Source organism: Algimonas porphyrae, assembly GCF_041429795.1.
Taxonomy (GTDB): domain Bacteria; phylum Pseudomonadota; class Alphaproteobacteria; order Caulobacterales; family Maricaulaceae; genus Litorimonas; species Litorimonas porphyrae.
In genome coordinates this window covers 282,627-296,457 of sequence record NZ_CP163424.1, presented here as the reverse complement: position 1 = coordinate 296,457, position 13,831 = coordinate 282,627, and the positions used below count along the sequence as shown (strand labels likewise).

Genomic DNA, 13,831 nt, shown 5'->3' with positions numbered 1-13,831 from the left:
GTTTCGTTTCGTCGGCTTTACTGATCGACGCCGTCTTCAGAGACATCCGCCTTGAAAAGCTCGTCCATCAAATCTGTCCGGATGGCGCGTGTCGGGGCGTCACCATAATTGCTCAGCATGATTATTGCGAGATCACGGTCGGGAACCATGCCGAACCATGAAATATAGCCATTATTGCCGCCGGAATGGCTGAGCATTTCCAGACCATGAATATCACCGACGAACCAACCCGGGATCACGGTCATAGTGTCATTGAGTGGCATGGTCTGCGTTCTCTGCGTGGCCCGGGCAGCTTCCGTCAGGAGACGTCCATCCGTCAGGGCCCGGAAATAGGCCGCAAGATCATTGCCTGATGCGTGAACGGCGCCGGCGCCTTGCTGGACGAAGGAATAGCTGAGGGCCTCGGTCCGCGCTCCCGGCTCACCATTGTAACCCTGAATCAGTCGCGGATTGTCTATGGCCTGCAATGCGGTTGCTTCGGGATCAATGCTCTCAACGGAGGCAGTTGTCATTCCCGCACGATCAAAAACACGGGTGGCGACGATTTCACCGAAATCGGCACCGATAATGTCTGATGCAATCGTGGCCAGCATCTCATAGCCGAAATTACTATATTGCCAGTTTCCGGTTCCCTTTGTCTGCGCAAGGGGCCCGGCCTTTTTTATGGCGGCCTGAACCGCTTTCGCGTGGTCGGTTTCACCCAGTTCGAATTGTTCCAGCAGACCGTTTGTCAGGTCCGGAATGCCGGATGCATGGACCAGAAGATCGCCGACGGTGACAGCGTTCCATCCGGGCGGCGATGCCTCGAAAAAGGTGTCGACAGGCGTATCGAGCGACAATTGCCCCTCGTCGACGAGTTGCAGGATAATCGTCGCCGTCATCTGCTTGCTGGTCGAAAACAGCTTGAAAACGGTGTCGGCATTAATGGCGGCAGCCGTTTGTGCGGACCCGCTGCAGGAATATTCATAAACTGTACGGTCGCGATCGACCACCATTACGATCCCTGAAAAGCGATCTGCGTCGCAATGATCCTGAAGTTGGGCTGTTGTTTTCGAGACGTCGAACGCCGGTGTCGATGCAGCTTCAGGATCAACGGCCTCTGCGCCGCAGGCCCATAAGGTCATCAGACCGAAAATCAGAGCTATTTTGCGCATAAAGGGCGTTTTGGGAGAGGCGAGCACACACATTTATTTACGCCATGTATCGGATGCATGCAACGACCGCGGAAACCCCTCCGGTCCGACCTCACCCCGGCGAGACAGGGCTTTCGAAGCCGTCCGGTTTCAAGGCCAGAACGGAACAGTCGATGGCGCCAAGAATGGTCTCTGCCGTATTGCCGATCAGAAAGCCCGGAATGCCGACGCGTCCGATCGTTCCCATGACAATCAGATCCGTGCCGAGCGTGTCGGCCAGGGCCGGTATCTCGGCGCGGGCGCGGCCTTTGACGATATGGGTTTTGATCCGGTTCGACGCGAACAGATCCAGATCGAGACGGGTCTCGCTGGCCTGGACCAACTGGTCCAGCATCTCCGACGCGGCAGCCTCGCATCGGCCTGCATAATCAGACAGGTTCTCAGGCGCCATCGGGATCCATCCGGCGATCATTGCGCCTTCACCCGGCACGGTAAAGACATTGGCGATGTGCAAATCGCTCTTATCCTGATCCGCGATCACGACGGCCAGGTCGACAATGTCGTCATTGAGATGGTGCCCGGCCTCCTCCGTATTGAGCAGGTCGGCATGATCGAAATCCACAGCTGCCATCACGCTGGCAAAGGCTCCCACGCTCGCGCGCTTGAGCAGGAGCAGCGGACAAGGGCATTTGCGCAGCAACTGCATGTCTTCGCTGACGAAGAGCCGGTTGGCGGGGCTGCCGTCCTCGGACACGGTCGCCACCACCAGATCATGCCGGTAGAGCTGAACCCGTTTGATGATTTCCATATAGGCCCGGCCATCCATGACTTCACAGACCGTTTCGATGCCGTCCGGCACACCGGCGGCGACCAGCTTCAGATGATCGAGGCGCTTATGACGCAACGCGTTGAAAGCCTCGGCGAGTTCGTCGTGGAACGTCCCTGACGGTGATCCGCTGACCATGGTTTCGACCACGGAGACGAGCGTCAGCGTCGCGCCCTCTTCGCGCATTAGCGATATGGCGCGCGCCAATGCGGGCGCGGCGTCATCTGGGCCAACAACATAAAGGACGTTGGAAAACAGGCGCATCATAACCTCCATCTTGCATCGGGTTCGTCCCCGGCGGCTCCGTCGATGGCGTCGGGAAAGTGACAGCCAGCCTAGCCGTACTGTGCTCGACCGTAAATTTCACATGACGAATTCCGCCTATAGGCGTTGCATATGAAGACCCCCGTCATTGTGCCCTGCGTCACCTTTTCCTGGCAAAGCTTGAAGTCGAAGCGAGACCCCGATAGTAAGGCGTTACGTCCCCTCGACTGCTGTGCCCCAACGGACCGGCTCGCGGACGCAAGCGACGAGTTCTCCCCTTGGACATCTTTCGCCTCGCCACATCCGATGACGCCGAAGCCATCGCCCGTTTTACGTCAACCGCTGATGCCGGACTGACGACCGTGCCGCGATCGCAGGCGCGGGTCGATGACTATATTGCGGCGACCCACCGCTTTCTGGCTGGCGACAGTCAGGCCAACCGTCTGCTCTTCGTCGTGGAACGGGACGGGCAGGTCATGGGCATCTCAGGCATCATTCCGCGTCTGGGCATTGAGCGCCCCTTCTATTCCTTCAAACGCTCGCGCCATGCCCGCCGGGCATCCCAGATCAATCTGCGGACTGACTATGAAACGCTACAACTGACGACCGATTTCGACGGCTATACCGAATTGGCGTCGATCTTTCTGGCACCGGAAGCGCGCGGCAAGGGGGTGGCGCGTCTGCTGTCGCTGGGACGGCTCTGCTTTATCGAGAACCATCAGGAGCTGTTTGCGATGCGGCTGATGGCGGATATTCGCGGATGGGTCGACGATCAGGGCAACAGCCCGTTCTGGGATCACCTGACCTCGAAATTCATTCAGACGGACTTCGATATTGCCGATCGCCTGTCCGCCAGCGACGGGCGCTTCATCGTTCAATTGCTGCCAAGCCTGCCGATCCTGATGAACCTGTTGCCGGACGCGGCGCGCATTTGTGCGGGGCGACCCCACGAAATCTCGCGCGGTGCGATGAACCTGCTGATGGGGGCCGGGTTCGAAGACACGGAACTGTGCGACATTTTCGATGGTGGCCCTGCCATTCAGTGCCGGATCGGGGCAACGCTGATTGCCCGGACAGTGCGCGACATGACAGGTTATGGTGACGGGCTGCAGCGCCTGCTGGCCTTCACCGGACAGGGCGCGGATTTCCGGGCGACACTGACAACGGGCGATCTTGCCGCCGGGACGCTCAATGCTGCGGCTGAACCGCTGGGCTCCGCACGGATTGCGCTGGCTCAGGACCGGCGAGGCTGAGACGCAGACAGGGCTGAATGATCGCTATGACGACGCGCGAAATGAATTTTGACGGGCTGGTCGGCCCGACCCACAATTATGCCGGATTGAGCCGGGGCAATATCGCCTCGGCCACGCATAAAGGGCGGACGTCCAACCCGCGTGCGGCCGCGCTGCAGGGTCTCGACAAGATGGAGCGGCTGCTCGATCTCGGCCTGCCGCAAGGCGTTCTACCGCCGCATGACGGCCCCCGTATCGGCTTTCTGCGCGCGCTGGGGTTCACCGGGTCGGATGCCGATATTCTGTCTCTGGCCCACCGCGTGAACCCGGCATTGCTCGCCAATGCCAGCTCGGCGTCCTGCATGTGGACGGCCAATGCCGCGACCGTCTCGCCCGCCGCGGATACGAAGGACGGTCGGGTCCATTTCACGCCTGCCAACCTGATCTCCATGCCGCACCGGGCGATGGAACATGGCCAGACAACACGGACCTTGCGCCGGATCTTTCACGACGACACTCACTTCGCCGTGCATGACGCTCTGCCGATGAATCCGATGCTCGGCGATGAAGGGGCCGCGAACCATAACCGCTTCTGCAAAAGCCACGGCGATGCCGGGCTGGAGGTCTTCGTCTATGGCCGCGCCGCGCTCAATGCCAGCGACGACGATCCGACCTTCCCCGCACGCCAGACATTGGAATCCGTTCATGCGCTCGCCAGCCGCCATGGGCTGTCGACCGCCCATTTCCTGCGTCAGAATCCCGCCGCTATCGATGCCGGCGCTTTCCATAATGACGTGGTCTGCGTGGTGAACGAAGATATGATGCTCTATCACGCGTTGGCATTTGAAGCGCCGGACGCGATGGAGGCCGCGCTGACGCGAGCTTGTGAGCCGCTCGGTTTCGCGCCGCGCTTCGCGCGCGCGGACATGCCCATCGGTGATGCTGTCTCTTCCTATGTTTTCAACTCACAGCTGGTGACGCTGCCGCCGGACGCGAAGGGGCGCAGCAAGATGGCGATGATCCTGCCGACCGAGACAGAAGAGACGCCGAGTGCGAAAGCCTATGTCGACCGCCTGCTGGATGACGGCATTATCGACGCCGCGCATTATCTCGACCTGCGCCAGAGCATGAGCAATGGTGGGGGACCGGCCTGTCTGCGTTTGCGCGTGGCGATGAGCGAACCGGCGATGGCCGCCATGCATCAGGGCGTGGTGATTACGGCGGCAAAGCTGGATTCGCTGCGCGCCGTAGTGCGGACACATTATCGCGACAGTCTGACCCTCGACGATATTGCCGACCCGGCCTTTCTGACCGAATCGCGCGCGGCACTGGATGCGATCACGCAAGCGCTGGATCTGCCGAACCTCTATGACTTCCAGAAGGACGCCTGATGCTCCCATTAACGACATCCGGGAAGCTGGCTGAGCTGAATGCGGCTGATCGGGCCGCGCTCGATCATGTCGCTTCGCGACAGGCGGCGATGCTGGACCGGGTGCTCGGCTGGGCTCAGGTCAATACGGGCAGCTGGAATGCGGACGGATTGAAACAGCTGGCACCGTCCATTGCCGATGCACTGAAAGAGACCGGCGCGGCGGTGGAGGTCGTCGACACCCCGCCAATCGAAAAGATCAACGCCAAGGGCGAAACCGACGCTTTTTACACCGGGCCGGTTCTGCGCGCCGTGCAGCGTCCGGACGCGCCGGTGCAGATCGTGCTGACCGGTCACTATGATACGGTCTTCCCGCCGGGCACCTTCACCGACATCGCCGATATGGGGGAGGGCAAGCTGAACGGGCCTGGCCTCGCGGACATGAAGGGTGGGATCTGCGTGATGATCGAAGCGCTGAAGACGTTCGAAGCGCATGGGCAGACGGACAGGCTCGGCTATACGGTCATTCTGACACCGGATGAGGAAACGGGCAATTTCGCGTCCGATGCATTTCTGCGCGCCGCCGCGGCCAAGGCGCATATCGGGCTGACCTTCGAGCCCGCCATGGAAGACGGCGCGCTGGCCGGGGCCCGCAAGGGATCGGGTATATGGGACATCGTGTTTCGCGGTCGCTCCGCCCATGCGGGCCGGGAGCCTGAAAAAGGGCGATCTGCCGTCTGGGCCGCCTGCGAGATGGCGTTGAAAGTCGAAGCGCTGATGGGGATGCGTGACGGTGTGGTTTTCAATGTCGGCAGTGTCGATGGCGGCGCAGCCGTCAACATCGTGCCGGATAATGCCGTCTTAAGGGTCGGCTCTCGCGCACCCGATCCGGACGCGGCCATATGGGCCGAAAGCCAGATCATGGCCGCGCTGGAGGAGACCTTGCAGCGCGACGGCATCACCGCGCATGTGCATGGCGGTTTCTACCGCCCGCCCAAGCCGCGCAACGCCGCGCAGGACCGCTTGATCGGCGAGGTGCGCGAAACGGCTAAGGGTATCGGGCTGGACCTCGTCTTCAAGGACACGGGCGGCGTGTGCGAAGGCAATAATGTGTTCGCGGCAGGCACTCCCAATATCGACACGCTGGGTGTACGCGGCGGACGTATCCATTCCGCCGACGAATTCATGGTGGTGGACAGTCTGTCGGAACGGGCCGGGCTCGCGACGCTGATCCTCAACCGTCTTGCGGATGGCCGCATGGACGGCCCCGCGATCAAGAAGCTGATGTCATGAAAAGTATCAACCCGGTCACGGGCGAAACCGTCTGGGAGGGTGAGGCCGCTTCCCCTGACGCCGTGAATTCAGCCGTCGGGAAAGCCCGTGAAGCGTTTCATGCTTTCTCCCTGACGCCCGTGTCGGCGCGCATCGCCATGATGGAACGCTGGGCGAGTGAAATCACGACCCGGACAGAGGTGATCGCCCGCGCCATTTCGGACGAAATCGGCAAGCCCATGTGGGAAGCGCGGACCGAAGCGGGTGCGATGGCAGCCAAGGTCGGTCACTCGATCCGGGCCCAGGCCGAGCGGGCGGGGGATACGCAGTCCGACGCGATGGCGCTGCATCACCATCCGCACGGGGTCATGGCCGTGTTCGGCCCTTTCAATTTTCCGGGTCATCTGCCCAATGGACATATCGTTCCGGCTTTGCTGGCCGGAAACAGTGTTGTCTTCAAGCCGAGCGAACTGGCGCCGAGCCTGGGGGATATCTTCACCGACATCGCCGCCGCGGCGGGCCTGCCAGACGGCGTGCTGAACATTGTGCAAGGCGGACGCGATACGGGGGCGGCGTTATTGGACGCGGACATTGACGGATTGCTGTTCACAGGCAGCGCGACGACCGGAACATTCTTTCACAGACATTTTGCGGGGCGTCCAAATGTGATTCTGGCGCTGGAAATGGGGGGCAACAATCCGTTGATCATTCACGATGCAGCGGATGTCGACGCGGCTGCGGATATTGCGACCGTCTCAGCCTACATCTCTGCGGGGCAACGCTGTTCCTGCGCTCGCCGCCTGATCCTGCCCACAGGCGCGTTCGGGGATGCGGTTCTGGACCGGATCACTGCAAGGATTGCAGCGATGAGGATCGGTGCGCCGGATGCGGATGTCTTCATCGGCTCCGTCGTCTCGGAAGCGGCAGCGAAAGCAGCCATGGCGTTCGAGGCTGATCTGGCGGAATGTGGCGGTCGGTCGCTCGTGGGCCTGACGCGAGACGGGGCGTTCCTGCGGCCGGGTCTGATGGATGTGACGGATTGCGACGCGCCGGACGAAGAGATTTTTGCGCCCTTCCTGCAGGTCTACCGGGTCGATGGTATCGAGGCGCAGATTGCACGTGCCAATGCGACCCACTTCGGTCTGGCCGCCGGCCTTGTCAGTGATGATCCGGACCTCTGGGATCATGTCCGCCCGCGTTTGCGCGCCGGAATCGTGAACTGGAACAAGCCGACAACGGGCGCCGCATCGTCCATGCCGTTTGGCGGACCGGGTCTATCCGGGAATTTCCGACCGGGGGCCTATTATGCGGCGGATTACTGTGCCTGGCCTCAGGCCAGCCAGATCGCATCGACACCGCACAGCCCGGCCCTGCCGAATTTCTGATAGACAGCGACAAGCAGGTTCGGGCCGCGCCTATGGCGCGGCAGTGTTGTCACCTGTGGGCGTTTCGTCCAGATCGGGGTGAATCAGCGGACAATCGAACAGCCAGAAAAAGCCGTTCAGATCGTTCCTGATCTGAACCTGGCCGCCGCTCTGCTGTTCCGGCATGGTTTTGACGAGCACATGTGACAGACCTGCCGGTAAGTCGGCATCCGCGCGTGGTGTAGATTCGCGCCACTGGAGACGCAGCCGCCTGTCGCCGCGCCGCAGGCAGAAAAGCTCTGCCGCTTCGCCTTTTCGGGCCAGTTCGCCCAGCGCCAGCATCAGCATCTCCACATAATCCACGGGAACGCTGACTGGATCGAATTCATAACGGCTCAACCGGTCCTGATCATCAATCGCCGCTTCGACAACATTCTGGATCGGCACGTCGAAAAACAGATAGCGAAAGGCCACGCTGTGGCTGTCACGGACGCGCGACAGGCGTCGGGACAGGGCCGTCCGACCGTCAGTATCCTCCAGATCGGAGCGTGTCGCCAGGGTTCGCATGATCGTGAAACTATTGCGCAAGCGGTGCGCCATGTCGAAGGCGATCCGTTCTGCCGTGTCCCGCTCACGCCGTCGTTCCGTGACATCGACCGCCATGACGAGGATCGCATCCGGTTGTCCATAGGGCGCAAAAAGCGGAACGAGGGTGAGCATCATAACGCCCATCTGTCCGTCTGGACGACGATAGAGGCGTTCGCGAGCGACGCGTTCGCCGCGCTGCGCGCGTCCCAGCATGATCAGAATGTCCGCGCGTGATTCCTCGGAATAATCCCACCAGGGCCCGCGTTCGAATGGCCGCCCGATCCAGTCAGGTCGTGTATCCAGCGGCCCCCCGAGCGGCGCGAAATTACATTCCAGAACGGTTCCGTCCTTCGACAGCAGACCCGCGAAGATGGGCAGGCTCGCCAGCAGCAGTCGCGCCTTGCGCTCTGGGGACCGGAAGGCTCGCGGCCGGACGATGACAGGGCCGCTCATGCGGGATAACCGTCAAAGCCGAAATCGCTCGCCAGCGGCACATCCAGAGCCCGGACCGGGAGTTCGAACGTCCAGGACAGCCCGTCTTCGGCGTTCAGCAGACGCGCCGTCCCGCCAGTGATCTGCGGGAACAGGCGCTCAGCCAAGGTGAAGCCGAAGCGACGGCCCAAGTCGGCGGGCACGGGGGGGCCGCCATCTTCCGTCCAGTGCAATCGTAACGTCCGCCCGTCATGATCGTCGACGACATCCGATTGGATGGAAACTGTGCCCGCTCGCCCTTTGCCGTCATCGCGCCAGGCCCCGAAGCGACGCGCATTACTGACCAGTTCGAACAATAGAAGGGTCATGAGCGGGACATGTTCGATCGCTATGTCGCCGTCTATTTCGTTCAGCTGCAACCGGCCCTGCTGCAAGGCGTCGGGCAGGTCTTCGCACAACATGCGGATCAACGCCTGCAGGGGCCAGTCCTGGCGTTCCGGGTCGCTGATGATATCGATCACGCTGGCGAGTGCATCCAGCCTCAGGGTCAGACGGTCGCGGAGTTGATCGCGCGATTGACGCGTCGGTATGTCATCGGCGGAGGCCTCGATCACGGTCTGCGCCAGGCTCAGCATGTTCTCGATCCGCAGATTGGTCGTAGCCAGGCGGTTTCGAACCTGTCCGTCGCGAAGACCCAGCCCATTATCGTCGCAGTCGATCAAGGTGACAGTCAGTTCCTCGATATGATCGCCTTCGTCGCGGACGGGTGTCAGCGTCAGCAACCCCCGCCCGAACTGATCAGCGGCTGTCGTAGTCGAGCGACGATAGGGGCGTTCGATCTGCACGCGTTCACCGGCTGCGGCCCGCTCGCAGAGATCGACGATTTGCGTGATCGAGTCATGGTCATAGGCAAAACTGGGAAGGTCCCACAGAAAGGCTTCACGGGTTTGCGGGTGCGTTTCCATTAACTGACCATCGACCGAGAGCAGCCCGGAGAAGATGGGCAGCGCTTCGATCAGGCGTGCCAGTCGCCGTCGCTCCAGCTGCTCTCTGGCGGCGATATCCGTCTGCTGTCCGTCTTGATCGTCCGGCACGGTGTGATCCTCTGACGCTGTCTGCCATGTCGCCAGATCGTGAGCTGGCGGGGTCGTCATGGACCCAGCCTAGACTGTTTCGAACGGTCGCGCGAACGCTAACTTCGCCCGGTCAGCACCCCGGCACACGCTACTTTGCCAGACAACCCATCAATCAGGCGGCATCCGTCAGGTCGAGTTGAGCCCCGACAAGCTGGTCGATCAGTGCAGGACGCGTATCCAGGTCGAACCGTTCGGCAAACGCAGCCTCATTGTGAAACATGACTGTCTGGCGACCCGTCTGAATCAGGCCCTCCGCCTCCAGCGACCGGAAGGCCCGGTTGACCGACACGTTGGTCAGCCCCAGAAGACGACCGATCTCTTCCTGCGTCATGGGCAGCTGAAGCGTGGTCAGCGATGTGTTGAAACTGCGGCGGCAGCGCTTGAGCATGATAAACAGGAAATAGGCCAGCCGGTCCGGGGCCTTCATGTGACCCGCGACGGCGGACATGATCTGCAGGTTCATCATGCTGCGCACGATTTCGCGCATGACGAATTCGCCAAGAACGGTATCCCGGCTGAGCCAGTCACGGAATTCCGCCATCGGGACACTGATCAGTTCGGCGGGCGTCAGTGTCGAAACGTCTTCGACCGGATTAGGGGCGGACAGCCAGGTCAGGCCGATCGTGTCACCGCGAATATGCAGGCTGCTGATCGGACGGAGTTTTTGCGACAATAGGGTCGAGCCACTCAACCATCCCTTGGCGACGAAATAGAGCCTTTGTGGCGATCCACCAGCCCGGATCAGGGCCTGATGGCCATCAATTTCATGTGCGCGCAGGGAAACGGAATCGATCCAGGGCCGATGACGGATGGCTGTCGGCAAAAGAGCTTGCAGCTGTAATTTCGCATCGTCCATCTGGGCACACTCGCATTTTTGCGACCAGACGGTGATGTCTGGACCGTGTCAGTCTGCTCCCCTGAGACGCGCTAAATATTATCTGATGTTAAAATATCAAGCGGAATACGGCCGGTTTAGGCGATTCAGATCAAGATTTCACTGGAATCGCGCCTACCCCGTGACCGCCCGCGAAATCGCCTTGTCCAGAGCGTCATCGCGATAGGGTTTGCGAATAAGCGCAACGGGATCGATTTCATGCCACTGTTCGGGCGCGACGCGGTCCAGTGTCGCCGAAACGAAAATACAGCCAATGCCGAACCGTGTGCGAATTTCGCGAGCTGCATCCAGCCCGTCTGCCTGACCCATCAGGCCGATATCCATGACGATGATGTCGGGCTTGAGTGTCTCGGCCAGGGATATGGCCTTGGCCGCCGTCGCGCATTGGCCGACGACGTCGTGATTGCCGGATTCGATTTCCGATATCAGATCGAACGCGATCAGCGGTTCGTCTTCGACAACGAGAACCCGTATGCGTTTATTGCCTAAATCTGCCGCGTCTTCAGTCATGATGATATCGCCGGTGGCCAGTGGTGACCATACACGGGCCAAGGATCGATAGATAGCTGAATTATAAATAGATCAAAGACCGGAAGTGGTCTCGTCGCCCTTAGCTCAGCCAGTTTCAGGGGGTTCACATTGGCAGAGCTTAAGAATTTATTCCTTGTAACGGACAGATGTTCTTATTATGTTCTGTTCCTGTCTTGAAAGGAATGGCTGTGACAAAACGATATATCAATGTGGCCTATAAAGACCGCGAGATGGCAAAACGGCTCGGTGCGCGTTGGGACGCGTCTGTCAAACGCTGGTATTGTCCGCCCGGCTCGGCTCTGGCCAAGGTCTATAGCTGGCGTCAGGCCTCGACTGCATCGTCGCGAACGCTGGTTATGCCGTCGGCGCTGATGGCGGGATCGCACCCCGGATCACACACGGGTTCGCAGACTGGACCGCACATGGACGCGTCCCAGACGTCGCAGGGACAATTATCCCTGCTGGCCTAGACCCTTTTGGGCCGCAGGCGCGCACCGGAGTTGAGAGTATGCCTTGGGCTGACGGGAACAAGTTCTGCCGGGCAGGCGTAGAGTTGGAGACGTTCAACGAGAGGCTATGACCATGTGTGCCAGTAAGACCGACCCCGATCTGACGAAAAAGACGACGGACAAATCGACCGAAGCCGATGCCAAGGCGATGCGGGATGAAGCCAATGCCGCTGACATGACCAGCTCCCCCGCGCTCAACGACGATAGCGAAACCGATAGTGGTGGAGCCGGCGAACAGGACCTGCCCGAAGGGAACCGCTTCGCCTAAGGCTCTTTATCGACCGCAACCATCGATCGGACACTCTGTTTCCTGGCTTCAGGCGTCCTTGCAACTCGGTATGGTTGCCACCCCGCGTGTTCGGGGCTCAAGGCGCTCATGGAACGGAACCGGCGATTAGGACGTTGTGATCATGAAACAGACTTTTTACAAAAATCTGTCCGATCGATTTCGCAGCATTCTACCTGAGCGCTATTTTATATGACACTCGCATACGACACCCATCAAACGGACCCTGTTCTATCAACCCTGCCTGAAGAACTGGTCGCCGGCCTGCCCCTTTCGCGGCACAGACTGGCGACGATCGATCGCGGTCGGTCCATCATTGCGAGTGGCCAGACGCTGGATGCCGTCTATCTGATCGCCGAGGGTTGGGCCGTTTCGAAACTGTCGATCGAAACTGGCGATACGCAGATTCTGGATATACTCGGGCCGGGCAGCATCGCCGGAATCACGCGCCTGACAAGCTTGAACCAGGACGATTATGCAGCGATCGCACTCCAAAATGTGCGCGCCTATCGGATCGAGATCGACCAGCTACAAGCCCTGTGCGCGCAGGACGAAAAGCTCTCGCAATGGCTTAACCGTGCGCTCTCGCATCAGTCACAACGCATGCAGCGCCACATTACGGCCTTGGGCCAGCTACCTGCACGAGGCCGACTGGCCTTCGCCATGCTGCGCATCGTCGAAGTCGCGCGTCAGGCTGGTGTCAGCGGCGTGGACGAGACAATCCGCCTGCCTATGACGCAGGAAGAAATCGGCAATATGCTGGGACTAACGAATGTATCGATTTCCAAGCTGATGAGCGCATTCCGAAAGGAAGGTCTGATCGACTATGGCCGCAACCGCATCATTGTCAGAGATATCGACGCTTTGTCGGAGATTTGCGGCATGTCGCTGGATCCGGTCGACTAATCCGCTTTCGCGCAGGCCAAGGCCTGTCCCGCAATCTGCCTATGGCCGCATGTCACGCGGTCCGAGTGGAACGGAGACAATAATTTCGCGACCCTGATCAACGGCTGGCGCACGGATGGTGGCGTGCAAATCATCGAGAAGCCGCCGGATGACCCGCAACGTCAAGTCTCCGCTTTCAAGCCACTCAGAAGCACTCGGATCCCCGTGACCATCATCGAAAACGGTTAGTTCCAGCCGGTCATCGAGATTGGCGAGCGACACTTCCAGATTTCCGGAATCCATGCCTGAAAAGGAGGTTTCCAGAGACGATTCCAACAACTCGGCCAAGACGACCCCCAGACGTACGGCAATATCCAGTGGAACGATCGCGGGCTCGGTGGAGATATTGATACGGATGCCGGCCTGCGGTCTTTTGGCGACGAGTTTCGCCGCGATCTGGCTGACATAGGCCCCGGCATCGAGCAATTCCTTGCGCAGCGAACTCTCATTCAAATTGGCATAAAGAAGATCGAGGATTTCCAGTCGGCGCAGCAGGCTGACGAAATCAACTGGGCCATCGTCACGCTCGTCATCGGCATGAAGCCGGGATAACTCCATGACGACGGAGAGGTGGATCTGCACCTGCTGCCGGACAATATCGATCGTCTTGCTTCTCAATTCATCCTGAAGGCCATTATCGTTGGGCTGCAATTCGCGCTGCACGCCGACGAAATAAGCCAGTTTCCCGTCGGCATCGTGGATCGGCGTGATGACCAGATCATTGATGAAGGATGAGCCGTCCGCCCGGTAGTTGAGCAGTTTCTGGCGCACGCCTTCGCCGCGTGACAGGGCGATGGCAATATTCTTGACAGCGTCAGGGTCCGTATCCGGTCCCTGAAGAAAACGGCAATTGCGACCCACCACGTAACGGTAGGAATAACCCGTCGTCAGCTCAAAGGCGCGATTGACGTAGACAATAGGGGTATCGGGCAGATTCGGGTCGGCCACGACGAACGAAATGGATGTCGTGCGGAAGAAGCCCGACATATCCATACGAAGATCGGGCGGATCGGCATCCAACACGATATCTCGTGTCGTGCTCATCGGCC

General features: G+C 60.1%; 14 protein-coding genes. 7 read left to right on the top strand and 7 right to left on the bottom strand.

Annotated features, from left to right (window positions below; translation table 11 throughout):
* Positions 1 to 17: 17 nt before the first annotated feature.
* On the bottom strand, positions 18 to 1,154 hold the full coding sequence (locus AB6B39_RS01400; protein WP_284371098.1) for a serine hydrolase domain-containing protein: 1,137 nt from the start codon (positions 1,152 to 1,154) through the stop codon (positions 18 to 20).
* A gap of 91 nt (positions 1,155 to 1,245) precedes the next feature.
* The gene (locus AB6B39_RS01395) at positions 1,246 to 2,226 is read right to left on the bottom strand and encodes a universal stress protein (protein ID WP_284371096.1); all 981 of its coding nucleotides are present in this window, start codon (positions 2,224 to 2,226) and stop codon (positions 1,246 to 1,248) included.
* A 275-nt stretch (positions 2,227 to 2,501) separates the two neighbouring features.
* On the opposite strand from AB6B39_RS01395, the gene AB6B39_RS01390 reads away from it, so the two are divergent.
* Genes AB6B39_RS01390 through astD form a run of 4 tightly spaced genes read left to right on the top strand, consistent with a single transcriptional unit; the run spans position 2,502 to position 7,481 of the window.
* Positions 2,502 to 3,476: an arginine N-succinyltransferase gene (locus AB6B39_RS01390; protein WP_284371093.1), complete on the top strand. Its 975-nt coding sequence runs from the start codon at positions 2,502 to 2,504 to the stop codon at positions 3,474 to 3,476.
* A gap of 26 nt (positions 3,477 to 3,502) precedes the next feature.
* The gene (locus AB6B39_RS01385) at positions 3,503 to 4,846 is read left to right on the top strand and encodes an N-succinylarginine dihydrolase (RefSeq protein WP_348520173.1); all 1,344 of its coding nucleotides are present in this window, start codon (positions 3,503 to 3,505) and stop codon (positions 4,844 to 4,846) included.
* Positions 4,846 to 6,117 carry a hydrolase gene (locus AB6B39_RS01380; RefSeq protein ID WP_284371089.1) on the top strand — a complete coding sequence of 424 codons (1,272 nt, stop codon included), beginning with the start codon at positions 4,846 to 4,848 and terminating at the stop codon, positions 6,115 to 6,117. The genes AB6B39_RS01385 and AB6B39_RS01380 overlap by 1 nt, the downstream gene beginning before the upstream one ends.
* A complete protein-coding gene (gene astD / locus AB6B39_RS01375; RefSeq protein WP_284371087.1) occupies positions 6,114 to 7,481 on the top strand; it encodes a succinylglutamate-semialdehyde dehydrogenase in 1,368 nt (455 codons plus the stop codon). The genes AB6B39_RS01380 and astD overlap by 4 nt, the downstream gene beginning before the upstream one ends.
* A gap of 30 nt (positions 7,482 to 7,511) precedes the next feature.
* Here the strand turns inward: astD and AB6B39_RS01370 are convergent, their stop codons facing one another.
* The 4 genes from AB6B39_RS01370 to AB6B39_RS01355 all read right to left on the bottom strand — a co-directional run bounded on the left by AB6B39_RS01370 (position 7,512) and on the right by AB6B39_RS01355 (position 11,063).
* Positions 7,512 to 8,501 (bottom strand): PAS domain-containing protein, encoded by a 990-nt coding sequence (locus AB6B39_RS01370; protein ID WP_284371085.1) that lies wholly within the window; start codon positions 8,499 to 8,501, stop codon positions 7,512 to 7,514.
* Positions 8,498 to 9,634: a sensor histidine kinase gene (locus tag AB6B39_RS01365; protein ID WP_284371083.1), complete on the bottom strand. Its 1,137-nt coding sequence runs from the start codon at positions 9,632 to 9,634 to the stop codon at positions 8,498 to 8,500. The genes AB6B39_RS01370 and AB6B39_RS01365 overlap by 4 nt, the downstream gene beginning before the upstream one ends.
* A 94-nt stretch (positions 9,635 to 9,728) precedes the next feature.
* Positions 9,729 to 10,472, bottom strand: a complete 744-nt coding sequence (locus AB6B39_RS01360; protein ID WP_284371081.1) for a Crp/Fnr family transcriptional regulator — start codon at positions 10,470 to 10,472, stop codon at positions 9,729 to 9,731.
* Between the two features lie 153 nt (positions 10,473 to 10,625).
* A complete protein-coding gene (locus AB6B39_RS01355; RefSeq protein ID WP_371398677.1) occupies positions 10,626 to 11,063 on the bottom strand; it encodes a response regulator in 438 nt (145 codons plus the stop codon).
* Between the two features lie 167 nt (positions 11,064 to 11,230).
* On the opposite strand from AB6B39_RS01355, the gene AB6B39_RS01350 reads away from it, so the two are divergent.
* The 3 genes from AB6B39_RS01350 to AB6B39_RS01340 all read left to right on the top strand — a co-directional run bounded on the left by AB6B39_RS01350 (position 11,231) and on the right by AB6B39_RS01340 (position 12,743).
* Positions 11,231 to 11,512, top strand: coding sequence for a DUF5710 domain-containing protein (locus AB6B39_RS01350; RefSeq protein ID WP_284371077.1), 282 nt, complete (start codon positions 11,231 to 11,233; stop codon positions 11,510 to 11,512).
* Between the two features lie 112 nt (positions 11,513 to 11,624).
* Positions 11,625 to 11,819 carry a hypothetical protein gene (locus AB6B39_RS01345; RefSeq protein WP_284371075.1) on the top strand — a complete coding sequence of 65 codons (195 nt, stop codon included), beginning with the start codon at positions 11,625 to 11,627 and terminating at the stop codon, positions 11,817 to 11,819.
* A 210-nt stretch (positions 11,820 to 12,029) separates the two neighbouring features.
* The gene (locus tag AB6B39_RS01340) at positions 12,030 to 12,743 is read left to right on the top strand and encodes a Crp/Fnr family transcriptional regulator (protein ID WP_284371073.1); all 714 of its coding nucleotides are present in this window, start codon (positions 12,030 to 12,032) and stop codon (positions 12,741 to 12,743) included.
* 39 nt (positions 12,744 to 12,782) lie between these two features.
* Here AB6B39_RS01340 and AB6B39_RS01335 read toward each other — a convergent pair whose 3' ends face one another.
* Positions 12,783 to 13,826 carry a PAS domain-containing protein gene (locus tag AB6B39_RS01335; RefSeq protein ID WP_284371071.1) on the bottom strand — a complete coding sequence of 348 codons (1,044 nt, stop codon included), beginning with the start codon at positions 13,824 to 13,826 and terminating at the stop codon, positions 12,783 to 12,785.
* Positions 13,827 to 13,831 lie beyond the last annotated feature (5 nt).

Coding starts and splice junctions, on each gene's coding strand:
- AB6B39_RS01400 (WP_284371098.1), bottom strand. CDS start 1,154: ATGCGCAAAATAGCTCTGATTTTCGGTCTGATGACCTTATGGGCCTGC.
- AB6B39_RS01395 (WP_284371096.1), bottom strand. CDS start 2,226: ATGATGCGCCTGTTTTCCAACGTCCTTTATGTTGTTGGCCCAGATGAC.
- AB6B39_RS01385 (WP_348520173.1), top strand. CDS start 3,503: ATGACGACGCGCGAAATGAATTTTGACGGGCTGGTCGGCCCGACCCAC.
- AB6B39_RS01380 (WP_284371089.1), top strand. CDS start 4,846: ATGCTCCCATTAACGACATCCGGGAAGCTGGCTGAGCTGAATGCGGCT.
- astD (WP_284371087.1), top strand. CDS start 6,114: ATGAAAAGTATCAACCCGGTCACGGGCGAAACCGTCTGGGAGGGTGAG.
- AB6B39_RS01370 (WP_284371085.1), bottom strand. CDS start 8,501: ATGAGCGGCCCTGTCATCGTCCGGCCGCGAGCCTTCCGGTCCCCAGAG.
- AB6B39_RS01365 (WP_284371083.1), bottom strand. CDS start 9,634: ATGACGACCCCGCCAGCTCACGATCTGGCGACATGGCAGACAGCGTCA.
- AB6B39_RS01360 (WP_284371081.1), bottom strand. CDS start 10,472: ATGGACGATGCGAAATTACAGCTGCAAGCTCTTTTGCCGACAGCCATC.
- AB6B39_RS01345 (WP_284371075.1), top strand. CDS start 11,625: ATGTGTGCCAGTAAGACCGACCCCGATCTGACGAAAAAGACGACGGAC.
- AB6B39_RS01340 (WP_284371073.1), top strand. CDS start 12,030: ATGACACTCGCATACGACACCCATCAAACGGACCCTGTTCTATCAACC.
- AB6B39_RS01335 (WP_284371071.1), bottom strand. CDS start 13,826: ATGAGCACGACACGAGATATCGTGTTGGATGCCGATCCGCCCGATCTT.